General features: G+C 69.1%; 11 protein-coding genes and 1 tRNA gene. 3 read left to right on the plus strand and 9 right to left on the minus strand.

Annotated features, from left to right (window positions below):
* Positions 1-54: 54 nt before the first annotated feature.
* Entirely contained in the window at positions 55-780 is a 726-nt protein-coding gene (locus ACTIF1_RS21885) for a sugar transferase (RefSeq protein ID WP_439598574.1), read from the minus strand.
* Between the two features lie 460 nt (positions 781-1,240).
* Between ACTIF1_RS21885 and ACTIF1_RS21890 the strand changes: the two genes are divergently transcribed.
* A complete protein-coding gene (locus ACTIF1_RS21890) occupies positions 1,241-2,896 on the plus strand; it encodes a DUF6311 domain-containing protein (protein WP_439598575.1) in 1,656 nt (551 codons plus the stop codon).
* Between the two features lie 4 nt (positions 2,897-2,900).
* Here the strand turns inward: ACTIF1_RS21890 and ACTIF1_RS21895 are convergent, their stop codons facing one another.
* Complete coding sequence (locus ACTIF1_RS21895; RefSeq protein ID WP_439598576.1) at positions 2,901-3,917, minus strand: glycosyltransferase family 2 protein; 1,017 nt, start codon at positions 3,915-3,917, stop codon at positions 2,901-2,903.
* Positions 3,918-3,997: 80 nt separating this feature from the next.
* Between ACTIF1_RS21895 and ACTIF1_RS21900 the strand changes: the two genes are divergently transcribed.
* Positions 3,998-4,453: a MarR family winged helix-turn-helix transcriptional regulator gene (locus tag ACTIF1_RS21900; RefSeq protein WP_439598577.1), complete on the plus strand. Its 456-nt coding sequence runs from the start codon at positions 3,998-4,000 to the stop codon at positions 4,451-4,453.
* 10 nt (positions 4,454-4,463) lie between these two features.
* On the opposite strand, the gene ACTIF1_RS21905 is transcribed toward ACTIF1_RS21900, so the two are convergent.
* From ACTIF1_RS21905 to ACTIF1_RS21915, 3 genes are all read right to left on the minus strand, one after another.
* The gene (locus ACTIF1_RS21905) at positions 4,464-6,062 is read right to left on the minus strand and encodes an SIR2 family protein (protein ID WP_439598578.1); all 1,599 of its coding nucleotides are present in this window, start codon (positions 6,060-6,062) and stop codon (positions 4,464-4,466) included.
* Between the two features lie 108 nt (positions 6,063-6,170).
* Positions 6,171-7,130 (minus strand): radical SAM protein, encoded by a 960-nt coding sequence (locus tag ACTIF1_RS21910; RefSeq protein ID WP_439598579.1) that lies wholly within the window; start codon positions 7,128-7,130, stop codon positions 6,171-6,173.
* Positions 7,131-7,191: 61 nt separating this feature from the next.
* On the minus strand, positions 7,192-8,109 hold the full coding sequence (locus ACTIF1_RS21915; RefSeq protein WP_439598580.1) for an alpha/beta fold hydrolase: 918 nt from the start codon (positions 8,107-8,109) through the stop codon (positions 7,192-7,194).
* Between the two features lie 156 nt (positions 8,110-8,265).
* Here ACTIF1_RS21915 and ACTIF1_RS21920 point away from each other — a divergent pair.
* Positions 8,266-8,340: transfer RNA gene (locus tag ACTIF1_RS21920), tRNA-Thr, on the plus strand.
* A 25-nt stretch (positions 8,341-8,365) separates the two neighbouring features.
* Here ACTIF1_RS21920 and ACTIF1_RS21925 read toward each other — a convergent pair.
* From ACTIF1_RS21925 to ACTIF1_RS21940, 4 genes are all read right to left on the minus strand, one after another.
* Entirely contained in the window at positions 8,366-11,137 is a 2,772-nt protein-coding gene (locus ACTIF1_RS21925) for a PAS domain S-box protein (protein WP_439598581.1), read from the minus strand.
* Entirely contained in the window at positions 11,134-11,415 is a 282-nt protein-coding gene (locus ACTIF1_RS21930; protein ID WP_439598582.1) for a circadian clock KaiB family protein, read from the minus strand. The genes ACTIF1_RS21925 and ACTIF1_RS21930 overlap by 4 nt, the downstream gene beginning before the upstream one ends.
* Positions 11,408-13,108, minus strand: a complete 1,701-nt coding sequence (gene kaiC / locus ACTIF1_RS21935) for a circadian clock protein KaiC (RefSeq protein WP_439598583.1) — start codon at positions 13,106-13,108, stop codon at positions 11,408-11,410. Before kaiC ends, ACTIF1_RS21930 begins: the two co-directional genes overlap by 8 nt.
* Before the next feature lie 160 nt (positions 13,109-13,268).
* Positions 13,269-14,186: a response regulator transcription factor gene (locus tag ACTIF1_RS21940; RefSeq protein WP_439598584.1), complete on the minus strand. Its 918-nt coding sequence runs from the start codon at positions 14,184-14,186 to the stop codon at positions 13,269-13,271.
* Positions 14,187-14,276: the final 90 nt, after the last annotated feature.

A 14,276-nucleotide genomic window follows, 5' to 3' on the forward strand; every position in this document is an offset into this window, starting at 1 on the left:
TGGGGAGTCACGCGGCGCGATATGACTCGCGCCGCCGTCGAAGGGAAGGCTTGGTCAGTAGGCGCCGCGGCGGGCCAGCACTGCCATGGGGGTGCGCAGCAGGATGCGGATATCGCCGAGCAGCGAGGGGTGGCGGGCATAGGCCACGTCCAGCGCCACGCGCTGGGCATAGGAGGTGTCGTTGCGGCCGGAGACCTGCCAGGGGCCGGTGATGCCCGGGCGCACCGCCATGTAGTGCTGCGCCGCCGGGCCGTAATACACGGCCAACTCCGCCGCCTGCACCGGGCGGGGCCCCACCAGGCTCATCTCGCCGCGCAGCACGTTCAGGATCTGCGGCAGCTCGTCCAGTGAGGTGGCACGCAGGAAGCGGCCGATGGCCGTCACGCGCGGATCCGCCTTCAGCTTGCGGGTGGCTTCCCATTCCGCGCGGGCGGCCGGGTCCCGCTCCAGCAGCGCGGCCAGCCGGCGGTCGGCATCGGCAACCATGGAGCGGAACTTCAGGCAGCCGAAGAGGCGGCCGCCGCGGCCGACGCGCTCATGCGCATAGAAGGCCGGGCCGCCATCCATGCGGACCAGCAGGCCGATCACCAGGAAGACCGGCAGGCAGAAGAGCAGCAGCAGACCGGCGCCGAGCAGGTCGAGCCCGCGCTTGGCGATCGCCTGGGCGGTGGCCGGGGCCTCCGCCACCTCGGGCTGAGCCTCCGCCGCGCTGAAGGCGAAGACCGATCGCCGGGTTTCGGGTTCCCGCAGCAGAGTCTGGATATTGTCCAGGCCGGGCATGGAAGTCCTCGTGATCGCGGCGGGGGCCGCGGCTGGTGTGGGCGGGTCGGGCTTCCGGCACGATGCGGGCCCCAGGGGGCGGCCGCGGATCGGGTCAGGAGCTATTCCCTTGATGGGGGTAATACGCATGGGGACGGGCGGGTTTGCGACGCGCTTGCGGCGGGATTGTGGCGGCTGCGAAAGGTCCGGCGAATCCTTTGCCTTTCCACGAAAAAATCACGATCACGCCGTTTTTGGGAAGACAGCTCCCGCCCTGGTTGTGCCATAATTGGGCATGCGCAACTCAGCCTCTCGCGATGCCCGGCGCGACACCCCGGATGCCAGCCCCCTTCGCCCCCGGATGCCGCCCCGATTGACGGCGTCCGAACAGCCGGCGGGCAGCCCGGCGCGGGGAATCGGCCTGGCGGTGCTGCTCTCCGGCGTCTTCTGGATCGTGGTGGGCTGCATCGCCTGAGGCGGCTTGCGCGGGGCAGCGCGCGGCGCCTACAGGGCCGCGCCGCCCCCGCCGACAGGAACCGCCAAGCTGACCGACCGCCAGACCGCGCCGCTGTCCTATGCGGCTGCCCTCGCCCTCGGACTCGGCCTCGCCCTCTGGGTCTTTCCGCTGGATTTCCTCTTCCCCGCGGCCGGGCAGGGCTGGCGGCCGGCGGGGGATGCGGCGCAGCACATGGTGGCGCAGCGCTACCTGATCGCCGATGACTGGCGCTGGCCACCCAGCTTCGCCGCCAATCTGAACACCCAGGAAGGCGGCATGAACACCGCCTTCGCCGATTCCATCCCCGCCCTCGCGCTGCTGCTGAAGGCCTTTCGCGGCTGGCTGCCGGAGGGGTTTCACGGAATCGGCCTGTTCTACGGGCTGGCCTGGGTCGCGCAGCCCATCGCCGCCGTCTTCGCGCTGCGCAGCGCCGGGGAACGGCGGCTGCTGCCGGCGCTGGGCATGGCGCTGGCCGCCGCCTCCATGCCCGCCTGGATCGGACGCTTCGGCCATGCGGCGCTGTGCGGCCACTTTCTTCTGCTGCTGGGCCTCGGCCTCTATCTGCGGCTGGTGACCCGGCCGAGCCCGGCGCTGTGGCTGGCGGCCGCCCTGCTGCAGGTGGCGACGCTGCTGGTCCACCCCTACCTGGCCGCCATGACGCTGGCCCTGCTCGGCGCCGTGCCCGCCACGCGGCTGCTGCGCGGCGAGGCCTTCTGGGGCCCCGCCTTGGCGGTGGCGGCCAGTTTCGGGCTGGTGGTCGCGGCGATGGCGGGCTTCGGCTATCTCGGCGCCAAGGGCGATGGCGGCTATGGCCATTTCGCGCTGAACCTGCTCTCGCCCCTCTGGCCCGCCGGCTCGCTTCTGTCCGGCTGGCCCTGGTCGCCGCAGCTGGATGCCACCGGCCATGGCGGGTGGGAGGGGTACAACTGGCTCGGCGCCGGGCTCTGGGCCGCGCTGGCCCTGGGCCTTCTGCTGCGGCCGCGATTCGCCTGGCGGCGCTTCCGGCGGCATGCCGGGCTGGCGCTGGTGCTGCTGGGCCTGACGGCGCTGGCCGTGTCCTTCCAGGTTGGGTTCGGCGCGCGGATCGTGCTGGACCTCGGCCCGCCGCCGGCGGCGCTGGAGCAGTTCCGCGCCTCCGGCCGCTTCTTCTGGCCGGTGGCCTATGCGCTGCTGCTGGCGGGGATGGTGCTGCTGGCGCGGCTGCGGCCGGTGCTGTGCCTTGCGGCCGGGCTGCTGCAATTCGCCGATGCCACGCCGCTGCGCGCCGCCATCGCCGACTGGGCCCAGGCCCGCCCGGCCTGGACGGTGGAGGCGCCCGCCCTGCGCTCCGAATTGGCCAGCGCGCAATCGCTCACCCTGCTGCCGAGTTGGACCTGCCTGACCCATGCCGAGGCCACAACCTATCCGCTGCTGCTGGAGGTGCTGGCCCTCGCCTCCGAAGACGCCGTGCCGGCCAGCACCATGTATGTGGCGCGCTGGCGCACCCCGCCCGCCTGCCGCGACGCGGCGCTGGCCGCCGCGCCGCTGGCCCCGGGCGAGCTGCGGCTGATCCTGCCCGCCGCCCAGGCCGCGCTCGCCCCGCTGGTGCCGGAGGGGGCGGCGCGCTGCCGCCCGATCGGGGCGCTGCTGGCCTGCCGCTGAGGGCTCAGCCAGGCCCGGACTGGGGCGCCATCCCGCTCGGCACATGGCGCTCCACGATATACAGCGGGCGGCGCTTGGTCTCGTTGAAGATGCGGCCGAGATACTCGCCGATGATGCCCAGCGTCATCAGCTGCACCCCGCCGAGGAACAGCACCACCGCCATCAGGCTGGGATAGCCGGCCACCGGATTGCCGAACAGAATGGTGCGGATGATGAGCTGCACGCCGTAGACCACCGCGCCGAAGGCGGTGAAGAGGCCCAGATAGGTGGCGATCTTCAGCGGGCCGACGGTGAAGGCGGTGATCCCCTCCAGCGACAGGTTCCAGAGCTTCCAGTAGTTCCACTTCGTCTCACCCGCCGCGCGCGGCGCGCGGTCATACATCACGGGGATGGAGGGGAAGCCGACCCAGGCGAACAGGCCCTTCATGAAGCGGTGCTGTTCGCGCAAGGCGAGCAGCGCATCCAGCGCGCGGCGGCTCATCAGCCGGAAATCGCCGGTATCGGCCGGCAGCTCCACCTTGCCGCCGATGCGCTTCATCACCCGGTAGAAGCCGGCGGCGGTGGCCTTCTTCAGCCAGGTCTCGCCCTCCCGCGCGCGGCGGCGGGCATAGGCGACGTCATAACCCTGGCGCCAGGCGGCGACGAGGTCCGGGATCACCTCCGGCGGGTCCTGCAGATCCGCGTCGATGACCACCACCGCCTGGTCCGCCGCCGCATGATCCAGCCCGGCGGTCAGCGCGATTTCCTTGCCGAAGTTGCGGCTGAGATTGACCACCGAAACCCGGGCATCCTGCGCCCGCAGGCCGAGCATCAGCGCCAGCGTGCCGTCGCGGGAGCCGTCATTCACATAGACGACCTCCCACGGCAGGCCGATGCCTTCCATCACCGGCACCAGGCGGGCGTGGAAGGCGGGAAGGACCTCCTGCTCGTTATAGGCGGGCACGACGACGGAGAGCGCGGGGCGCGCAAAGGCGGCGTGCTGGGCTTGGGGGGCGGGCAGGCTGGGAGCTTCGATGCGCATGGCGCGCAGTGTGGCCCGAGGCTTGCGGCAATTCCACGGCGGTTGACGGCAGAGGTTTGGCCAAGGGAGTTTGGGGGGGCATGCCAAATCCCCCGCCGGAGACCATCCGGGACCTTCTCTCCTACCGGATCCACCGGCTGGCCAATGCGCTGAGCCGCGGGGCGGCGCGCCGCTACCGCCGGGATTTTGGCGTCAGCCTGATGGAATGGCGCATCCTGGCGCTGCTGGGCGGTTTTGCGCCGATGACGCTGCGCGACCTGGCGCGGGAATCCGGGCTGGACAAGGCGCAGGCGTCCCGGGCCGTGAAGGCGCTGGTCGCGCGCGGGCTGGTGGAACGCGCGACGGGGGCGCAGGACGCGCGGGAGGTGGCGCTGCGGCTTTCGGGGGAGGGGGCGCGGCTGCAGGCGGGGCTGATGGAGGCGGCGCGGGAGCGGGATGCGGCGTTTCGGGGGGCGCTGACGGAGGAGCGGCTGGCGGTGGTTGAGGAGGCGATTCGGGTGCTGATGGCGGAGGCGCGGAGGCAGGCGTTGGAGTAGCCTTCTTGCGTCAGAAGCCAAAAGCCAATCTGTCATAGCGACAGACGAGTTTGCGATATGCTGTGCGATACGGCTCCGCATCGAAACTATCAAGGTGCTGAACTAGAAATTCCCGCAGCGCATTTAGATCAACCTCCGCGGCTGGCTGGAAAGCAAGCATAAGTGCAGCTTCAGTGGGTGCGGAAGCTTTTTGAATAATCTCGGAAGTTGATAAATTAGAAAATGCAGACTTGTATCGACTTGAGTAGGGGCTGCTTGTGTAATCTGCAGCCCTAAGTTTGGCGACAATTTTTTTCGCGCCCTCAAATTTTGACTCCTGTAGTTGCTGCGAAGAAGTTATTCCTGCGGATTTTAGGTAGCGAAAAATTGGAATAAAGGTGCGGCTTGATCGAGCATATCCTGGATACGCTGATCCGAGCAGATCGGCTGCGTCAAACTTCGAGACTTCCAGCAGGCAATCGCTGAAGACTTCATCCGGAGTTACGCCGGCATACCCTTTCCTTGCAAGGGCACTTTTGACTGCTTCGTCAACCCGCTCACCAAGTTCCTGTTGGCGCCGGGCGACTCCTACCCCCACCACAAATTCTACTGCTTCTAATGAGCCGATCTCTTCAAAATCAACAACTGCAATTTTGTTTTCATTGTCGGCGGGCGCGCGAACCAAATCATACATCTGTTCCTTAAAGAAGCGAAGTACGCGGGCTGGAATTTTTCGTTTGGTCGCGGTAAGTGCAGTATAGATCTGCGAAAAATCAGCCACCCTGACGACCGTCATCGTCACACTAAACTCATCAGACTGGATCGTGGTCTTTTCGAGGCGTACAGTTTCGGCGTCTTTGGCGCGCTGAACGAAAATAAGATTTTCCTGGAATGATGAAATCTTTTCTTGACTAAGGCATCGCGCTATCGAAGTTATGATCGCGCGAATGTGGGGGTCAGATATTGAGTACCCCAGGAAAATAATAGGATGCTCAACGAAAATCGTGACTAATTTTGCCGCGAGATAGGGGTTTTTTGAGGCGAAGGCTTTATAGTCCTCCTGCGTTAGCACCATGCTTCCTGGATCGGATGCTGAGCCGTGGATCTTGTAGATCTCTCCAATGGCTTGAGGGTGCGAGAACAACAGCTCCTCTTGCCCGACAAAAACGCGGTAGCCGGGGAATAGGTCTTCCAGCAAAAAATCCCAGTTCGTTGTTATTATGCCGTCGACAGATATTTCTGAAAGCGTTACAATTTCGGCCCCAAATTCCGAATCGCGAGCATTTTCTAGTGAGCGAGTTTTGATGTAATTTGCGATATCGAATTTTAAGGCATCTGCCTTGGATTTTATTCTGGCTCCATATTTATTTCGATTTTCGGCTGTCTCGGCGGCGCTCCACCACCATTCGTTGTAATCGTCGGCCATGAAGGAGGCGGCCAACGGCAGATCTCCGTTGGCCTTCGAAATATAGTAACCAAAATCCTTAATGGGAGCGCAAAATTTTTGTAGTAAACCTTTCCAATCCTCCAGCTGAAGATATCGTCTGGAAAATCCCGACCCAACAAATAGGAATGGCGCTGCAGGGTGCCGATCAAAGATGTCTTTCAGCGTCTTTTGCGGCTCAAGCATGTCTCGGCCCGTAAGCGGTGGCTTGGCATGATGGCAGATATGATTCGGTGTCGCAAATTGTGGTTCACCTCCAAGAGGCACAAAAAGAGGATTTCTTCCCGACCAAACTCACCCCGAACAGCTCGCCCCCCCCAACACGCAAAACTTCGCGCAATGCGGGTGGTTCAGCGCCACCGGCCGCGCCGCCTCCGCCAGCGTCCCGCCCAGCTCGAATTGCGCGTCGTAAGGCAGCAGCGTGCAGGCCACCACCGCCGGCCGCTCCGCCCCGCGCCGCTTCACCACCATGCGGGACGACGCGCACATCATCTGCTCCGGGTGTTTCCCCAGAATGCCCCAGCAGGCCTCGGTGATTTCCGGCACGTCCACCGCCGCATCCATCTCGGGAAACAGCATCAGCGCCACCGGGTCCGCCGCGTCGATCGGAATCGCGTGTTCGGCAAACACCCGGGCAAAGCCGGCGCGCATCGCCGCCTCATCCTCCCCGCCAAAGCTGGCGCGGCCGGCGACATGCACCCGGAAACCCTCGCGCGAAAGCCAGCCGAGGCCTTCCAGCGTGGCCGCAAAACTGCCGGCGCCGCGCTCGAAATCGTGGTGCGCGGCGCTGTGGTGGTCCAGGCTCACGCGCAGCGTCAGCCGCTCCGTCCCGAACCGTTCCCGCAGTTCCAGCAGTTTTGGCGCATACCGCCGCATCGGCTTCATCGCATTGGTCAGCACCAGCGCCCGAAGTCCCCGCCCGAGCACATCGACCAGCATCGGCACCAGCCCCGGATTCATGAAGGGCTCGCCGCCCGTGAACCCCACCTCGCGCAGCGGCATCCGCGCGGACGCGGCCTCGTCCAGATAGGCGGAAACCTCCGCCGCCGAGAGATAGACCAGCGCATCGTTGCGCGGGCTGCTCTCGATATAGCAGGCGCGGCAGGTGATGTTGCAGAGCGTGCCGGTGTTGAACCACAGCGTCTCCAGCGCCTTCAGCCCCACCACCGCCCGCCGCTCCCCCTTCGCCGTCACCGCCGGGTCGCGGAATTTCTCGGGGGCGAGGGGGCGCGGCAAGGCGAGGGTCAGGGTCAAGGCGCAATCCTCCGTTGGGCAGCTTCGCGGCGGGGCGGGGGCAGGTTACGCGCGCGGCGCGTCATGGCGCGCCCAGGAAGGCGCGCAGCGGCGCGGCGGCTGCGGCGGGCGCTTCCTCCATCGGCACATGGCCGAGGCCGGGCAGCACCACCAGCCGCGCATCGGGCAGGGCGCGCAGATATTCCTGCGCATTGGCCACCGGCACCATGCGGTCCTCGGCGCCCCAGAGCAGCAGGGTGGGCGCCGTGATCCGGGCCAGCAGCGGCTCCGGCCGCTCCAGCACATGCTGGCCGGCGCGCGCCACGATCGCCCGGCGCACGCCCGGCGCCAGCAGCATGTCCCGGGTGCGGGCGAAGCGGGCCGGGGTCAGCGCGGCCGGGTCGGCATAGGCGGGGGCGAGGCTCGCGCGCAGCAGCCGGTCCGGCAGGGTATAGGGCAGGGCGCGCAGCAGCAGCGGCACGCGGGGCGGCGCATCGTAGCCGATGCCGGGGCTCGCAAAACCGTCGGGCGCCATCAGCACCAGGCGGTCGACGCGGTCCGGATGCGCGGCGGCGAAGCGCCAGGCGATGCGCCCGCCCATGGAACTGCCCAGCAGATGCGCCCGCGCCAGCCCCAGCCGGTCCATCAGCGCGGCCAGCACCGCCAGGGCGCGCGCATCGGTATAGTCGCCCAGGGGGTCGGCGCCGGTCAGGCCGAAGCCGGGCAGGTCGAGGCGGATGAGGCGGAAGTCGCGCTCCAGCAGCGGCGCCCAATCGTCCCAGGTATGCACGCTGCTGCCGAAGCCGTGCAGCAGGATCAGGGCGGGGGCGGTGCGCGGGCCGGTGTCGCGCAGATGCAGGCGCAGGCCGTCGAGCTCGAGGAAGGTGGAGGGCGGCGCGGCATAGGCGGCCTCCAGCGCCGCGCGCGGCCGGTCCGGCGCATGCAGCCACCAGCCGGCCGCGAGCAGGGCGAGCAGGAGGAGGAGAAGGATCAGCCGCATGCGGGAAAGGGGCGAGGGCGCATGGCCCATAGATGCGGATGGCCGCCGCCCTGTCGATGGCCCGGGCGCGGAAAAGCCGGCGCCCTTCGCGGCTTCAGCCGGGGGTTGCGCAGCGCTGGCCGGCCCGCTAGGAAGCTCCACGCTTTCCGGCGGCACGCTGCTGTAGCTCAGTGGTAGAGCACTCCCTTGGTAAGGGAGAGGTCAAGAGTTCAATCCTCTTCAGCAGCACCATCGCCGGCGTGTTTCCCGAACATCTTCAAGGCGTCGCATCCAGGGCCTCGCGCACCTTCTCCGCCAGCTGGTGGCGGCGATAGGGCTTGTTGATCAGCGGCAGCGCCAGGGCGGCATCCGGCTCGGGCAGCCGTTCATCGTAGCCGCTGGTCAGCAGCACCCGCAGCCTGGGCTGCAATTGCCGGGCGAGGGCGGCCAGCTGCGGGCCGCTGCGGCCGCCGGGCATGACGATATCGGTGAACAGCAGGTCGAAGCCCGCATCGGCGCGGAGAATCCGCAGCGCCTCCGCCGCATCGCCCGCCTCGGTCACGCGGTAGCCCAGTTCGCGCAGCAGGCTGCCGGCATAGTCGCGCACCGCGCCGTCATCCTCCACCACCAGCACGCGCTCAGTGCCGCCGCGCGGCCCGGCCAGGCGCCGCGCCGGCTCCGGCCGCGCCGCCGGGCCCTGGGCGCGGGGCAGGTACATGCGCACCCGCGTGCCGCCGGCCGGCTGGGAATGGATGGTGACATGGCCGCCCGACTGCTTGAGGAAGCCATAGACCGTGCTGAGGCCCAGCCCGCTGCCCTGGCCCACTTCCTTGGTGGTGAAGAAGGGCTCGAAGGCGCGGGCCAGGATCTCCGGCGGCATGCCGCTGCCGCTGTCGCTGACCTGGACCATCACATAGTCGCCCGGCGCCAGCTCGCCCTCATGCCGCGCGTAGTCGGCATCCAGCCGGGCATTGGCCGTCTCGATGGTCAGCCGGCCGCCCTCCGGCATGGCGTCGCGCGCATTGATGCAGAGGTTGAGCACCGCCGTCTCCAGCTGCGGCGCGTCGATCAACGCAACATGCAGGTCCGGCGCGGGGCGGATGACGATCTGCACCTGCTCGCCCAGCGTGCGTTCCAGCATCTGCACCAGGCCCGCCAGCAGCGCGTTCACATCCACCGCCCTGGGGTCCAGCGCCTGGCGGCGGGAGAAGGCGAGCAGCCGGCTGGTCAGCGCCGCGGCGCGGCCGGCGGCGGCCATGCTCATCTCGGCCATCTGGCGCAGCTCGCTGGCCGGCTCCAGCCCTTCCACCATCATCTCCGCATTGCCCAGGATGACGGTCAGCAGGTTGTTGAAGTCGTGCGCCACGCCGCCGGTCAGCTGGCCCACCGCCTCCAGCCGCTGCGCCTGGCGCAGCTTCTGCTCCAGCTCCAGCCGCTGGGTCACGTCGGTATGCACGCTGAGGATGGCGCCCGGCGCGCCATCCTCCTGCCGCACCAGGGTCCAGGAGGCCTCGACCACCAGCGGCTGGCCGCCGCGGTGGCGGTGCTGCTGCTGGCCGGTCCAGCTGCCGGCCGAGAGCACGGCCTCCACCGCCTCGCACAGCGCCGCCTCCGCGCCGCCGAGCGCCGCGGGCAGGGGCTCGCCCAGCACCTCCTCCGCCTCCCAGCCATAGAGGCGCTGCGCGCCGCGATTCCAGTAGCGGATGCGCCGGTCCGCGCCGTGGACGATGATGGCGTCCTGCACCTGTTCCAGCAGCGCGGCCTGCTGTTCCAGCTGCGTCTGGTAGCGCCGCCGTTCCGTGATCTCGCGCTCCACCGCCACCCAATGCGTCACCCGTCCACAGGCCGCGCGCATCGGCACGATTTCCATCTCGATCCAGAATTCCTCGCCCGACTTCGTGTAGTTCAGCAGCTCCGCCTTCACCGGGTCGCCCGCTTCCAGTGCGGTGCGGATGCGGTCGAGCTCGCTGCGGCGGGTCTTCGGCCCCTGCAGCAGCCGCGGGCTGCGGCCCAGCACCTCGGCGCGGGCATAGCCGGTGCGTCGTTCGAAGGCGTCGTTGACGAAGACGATGCGCGGACCTGGCTCCGCCAGCGGCCCGGCCTCCGTGATCAGCACGATGTGGTTGAGCTGCGCGATGCAGGCCTCCAGCAGGCGCTGCCATTCCGCCCGCCGGCGCCGCTCGGTGATGTCGTGCAGCACCACGGTCAGGCCCTCGGCGGCCGGATAGGCGCGCATCTCGAGCCAGAGGCCGCTGCCCGGCAGCGCTGCCTCGCAGAACTGCAATGACCGGCGCGCGGCGGCATCGCGCAGGGTCCGCCCGAAGGGATCGGAGGAGCCGAAGCCCGGGCGCGCCCCCACCGGCGTGCCAACCAGTGCCGCGGCCGAAAGGCCGAAGGCCAAAGCGGCGCGGTCGTTCACATGGGTGAAGCGACCCGCCGCATCCAGGGTGAAGAAGGCGTCGGAGATGCTGGCGATGGTCGCGGCCAGGCGCGCCGTCAGCTGCTGGTTTGCCGCCTCCGCCGCCTTGCGGCCGGAGATATCCTCGACGATCGCGACCAGCCCCTGCAGGGCGCCCGTGCCATCCAGCAGGGCGGAGACGCTGACACGGGTCCAGACATGCATGCCGGCGCCCGTGCGGAAGCGCTTCTCACTGACGAAGCCCTGGCGCAGGCCGAGCTTGATCTCCCGCACCAGCGCGGCGCAGTCGGAGGGTTCGGCCGGGTCGTCGAATTCGGCGATGTGGCGGCCCAGCAGGGCTTCCGCGGGATAGCCGATCATGGTGCAGAAGGCCGGGTTGGCCTCGCGGATGCGGTGCTCCTCATCCGTGCTGACGATGCCGACGGCCGCGTTGCGGAAGATGTTCTGCAGCGTGCCGGCGACGCGCAGCATGTTCTCCTGCGCCACCGGCAGCAGGTGCCGCTGGCCGGAGGGGTCGATCAGCGCATCAACCTGCCCGCCGGTCAGCTCCACCAGGCGCCGCTGCGTGGCATGCAGCGTGCCGATCAGCGCCAGCAGCTCCGGCTCCTGGTCGGCCTGCCGCAGCGTCACGGCAGGTCCGGCGCCAGGGCTGCCAGCAGCGCCCTGCGGTCGCCCAGGTCGCCCACCACGGCGCGCGCGCCCTCCTCGGACAGGATCACCAGCTGCGGTGTCATCAGGATGCCGTCGGCCAGCGCGCGTTGCGGCTGCTCGAAGACATCGACCGTTTCCACCACCCAATCGGCGGCCGGGCATTCGGCGCGCAGCTGCGCCAGGTTAGCCAGCGCCTTGCGCGAATTCGGGCTGGATCCCGCGATGTAGAGCCGCAGGCGCGGCGCCGCATCAGGCATCGGCGACCTCCATCTGGTCATCGGCCATGCGCCGATGGCCGAGTTCCTCGCGGGTCCTTCGGTGATCCTCGCTGCGCACCTCGCCGGCGCGGCGCAGGGCGGCGGCCTCGGCCTGCTTCAGCTCCAGCTGGCGGCGCAGCAGCACCAGCCGCCCCTCGATCTCCGCGGCCTCCGCCTCCAGCTTCAGGCGCTGCAGCTCCGTCTCCGCCGCCTCGGCCGCGATGCGCAGCCGGTCCTCGTTCTCCCGCGCCCAGCGCATCGTGCCCATCAGCACCTCGCCGTCCGAGCGATAGACATCCTCCAGCGTCACGCCCTGCCGCGTCAGCAGCAGTTCGCGCACCTGGCTGGAATGCCCGGTGCCGCGCGACTTGATGATGGTCAGCGCGCGGTTGCGCTCCCCGGCGCGCACCACGTAGCTCAGGTGGAGCCAGGTATCGGCGATGGTCGAGACCTGCAGCGGCGTGCCTTCCTGCTCCGGATTCATCTGTCCCATCAGGCTGGTGCAGAGCAGGGTCATGTCGCGGGCCTTGGCCCAGTCTATCAGTCGCTCCGCCACGCCATGCGCCAGGCCGGCATTGCCGTCATGCGACAGGGCCGAGAGCGGGTCGATGATCAGGCAGCGTGTGCCATGCGCCAGCGCCGCCGCCTTCAGCCACATCAGGTGCGCCTCCGCGCTGCCATGCACGGAGCGGGCGGAGAGGATGCGCAGATGCCCGCTCTCGACATGCGGGGCCAGGTGGATGGCGACGGAGGCGAGGTTGCGGATGATCTCGTCGCCGCGTGAATCGAAGCTCACCAGCAGCGTCTGCTCGCCGCGCCGGCAGGCGGCATCGGCGAAGCTGCCGCAGAGCGTGGTCTTGGCGGTGCCCGGCGCGCCGCTGACCAGCACGCTGGCACCGCGGTGGTAGCCGCCCTCCAGCATCGCATCCAGCCGCGCGATGCCCGTGCTAATGCGTTCCTGCGTCACCTGCCTGCCCTGGTCACGCTGGCTGGCGGCGAAGGCGACCTCGATGCCGCCGGCGCCGATCAGCAGCGGCGCCTGGTTCTCGGCGAAGGCGGAGCCGCGGTATTTCAGCACGCGCAGGCTGCGCTGCGAGATGCCGGCCACCACCTCATGCCGCAGCAGGATGGCGCAATCGACCATGAACTGCAGGAAGCCGAGGGAGGGCGCGGGCTGCGCGGCGGGCCCGGTCTCCGCCGCCTTGGCGGTGAGGATGGCGGTGAGCTGGCGCTCCAGCAGCCAGCGGTGCAGACGGTAGAGTTCGCGCCGCCGCGTCGCCGCGTCCGGCAGCAGCGCCAGCACCACATCGATCGAATCGAAGACGATGCGCCGCGCGCCGGTTTCCTGCACCAGCGCGCCCACCGCCGCCAGCAGCCCGCCGAGGTCGAAGCTGCCGACCTGCACCAGGTCCGGGCTCGGCTGGGCATCGAGGAAGAAGGTGGCGCGCTTCCAGGCCCCGTCATCGGCCCAGGCGAAGCCGCTGCAATTGGCGCGGATGCGGGCGGGCTCCTCCTCGAAGGCCACGAAGATCCCGGGCGTGCCGTCCGCGGCCACGCCATGCGCCAGCGTCTGCAGCGCGAGCAGCGTCTTGCCTGCGCCGGGGCCGCCCTCGATCAGCGTCACGCGGCCCGCAGGCAGGCCCCCGCGGGTGATCTCGTCGAGACCCGCAATGCCGGTCGGCGCCTTGCCCATGCTGCCCCGCTCCCTTCCAAGGCGATCCGTCCGGCGCCGGGGAGCGCCGTTCGCGGCATCGCAGTCGCAGCCGCGAAGCAAAGCCCGCTGTCGGCAAGCGAGGCAAAACTTCGCGCTGTGCGGGAATAATGCCGCGAAGGGGGGCGGCGGGGGAAGGCGCCTACCAGACCAGCCGATAGCCCTTTCCGCGCAGTGCCGTGATGGTGATGCGGCCGGCGGAGGCGGCGACGAGCTTCTGCCGCAGGTTGGAGGCGAGCTGATCGACCCCGCGCTGTTCCGGCAGCAGGCGGCGCCCGAGCACGCGGCGCGAGATGACCTCGCGATCCGCGAGATTGTCCGGCTCGGTCAGCAGCAGCGTGAGCAGGCCGGCCTCGCCGCCGGTGAGGCGGATCTCCGTGCCATCGACGCCGGTCATGCGAAAGCGCGCCGGCTGCAGCGTGGTCCCCTCGATGAACCAGGAGCTGGGCTCGGCGACGGCGAGCGCCATGGCCGCCTCCGCGGCGCCTGCGGGACTCGCGGCCGCCGCTGCGGGGCTGCCGGGCGCGGCGGCGGTGTCGCTGGCATAGCTGGGGCGCGGCGGCAGCGCGCCGACCATTTCCGGCGGCGTGGCGGCCATGCGCTGCACGGCCGACTGGGGCGTGGCGAGCGGCAGGCTGCGCGGGGAGGTCGCATCGAGGCGGCGGTTCAGCGCGCGCAGCCGCGCCACCATCTCGCGCAGCGAGAAGGGCTTGGTCAGGTAGTCGTCGGCGCCGACTTCGAGGCCGATGATGCGGTCCACCTCGTCGCCGCGCCCGCTGACCACGATGATGCCGAGGTCGCCGCCGGCGGCCGCTTCGCGCACGAAGGCGATGCCATTGCCATCGGGCAGGCCGAGATCGGCGATGATGAGCCGGGGCTGGTCCTCGTAGAGCCGCCTGCGAGCCTCGGCCAATGTGCCTGCCGTGACGGTGGCCCAGCCTTCCCGCGTCAGGGCGCCACAGATGGTAGCGGCCACCGCGGCATCATCTTCGAGCACCAGAACGAGGCGCTGCGCCAATGGCTGGACCAGCGGGGCAGCGACCAGCGGGACGGCGACCATTGGCAGATCCCATGCTAGAGCGTTTTCACCTCAGCCGGAATCGGATTGGGGATTCCGGCACGGGTCGTCAGTGTGATTCATAGGCGTCCG

The sequence above is a fragment of the Falsiroseomonas sp. genome (genome assembly GCF_051860665.1).
Taxonomy (GTDB): domain Bacteria; phylum Pseudomonadota; class Alphaproteobacteria; order Acetobacterales; family Acetobacteraceae; genus Falsiroseomonas.

What these genes read in the sequence shown, in the direction of transcription:
- ACTIF1_RS21885 (WP_439598574.1), bottom strand. Translation starts at nt 780, where the DNA reads ATGCCCGGCCTGGACAATATCCAGACTCTGCTGCGGGAACCCGAAACC.
- ACTIF1_RS21895 (WP_439598576.1), bottom strand. Translation starts at nt 3,917, where the DNA reads ATGCGCATCGAAGCTCCCAGCCTGCCCGCCCCCCAAGCCCAGCACGCC.
- ACTIF1_RS21900 (WP_439598577.1), top strand. Translation starts at nt 3,998, where the DNA reads ATGCCAAATCCCCCGCCGGAGACCATCCGGGACCTTCTCTCCTACCGG.
- ACTIF1_RS21905 (WP_439598578.1), bottom strand. Translation starts at nt 6,062, where the DNA reads ATGCTTGAGCCGCAAAAGACGCTGAAAGACATCTTTGATCGGCACCCT.
- ACTIF1_RS21915 (WP_439598580.1), bottom strand. Translation starts at nt 8,109, where the DNA reads ATGCGGCTGATCCTTCTCCTCCTCCTGCTCGCCCTGCTCGCGGCCGGC.
- ACTIF1_RS21930 (WP_439598582.1), bottom strand. Translation starts at nt 11,415, where the DNA reads ATGCCTGATGCGGCGCCGCGCCTGCGGCTCTACATCGCGGGATCCAGC.
- kaiC (WP_439598583.1), bottom strand. Translation starts at nt 13,108, where the DNA reads ATGGGCAAGGCGCCGACCGGCATTGCGGGTCTCGACGAGATCACCCGC.
- ACTIF1_RS21940 (WP_439598584.1), bottom strand. Translation starts at nt 14,186, where the DNA reads ATGGTCGCCGTCCCGCTGGTCGCTGCCCCGCTGGTCCAGCCATTGGCG.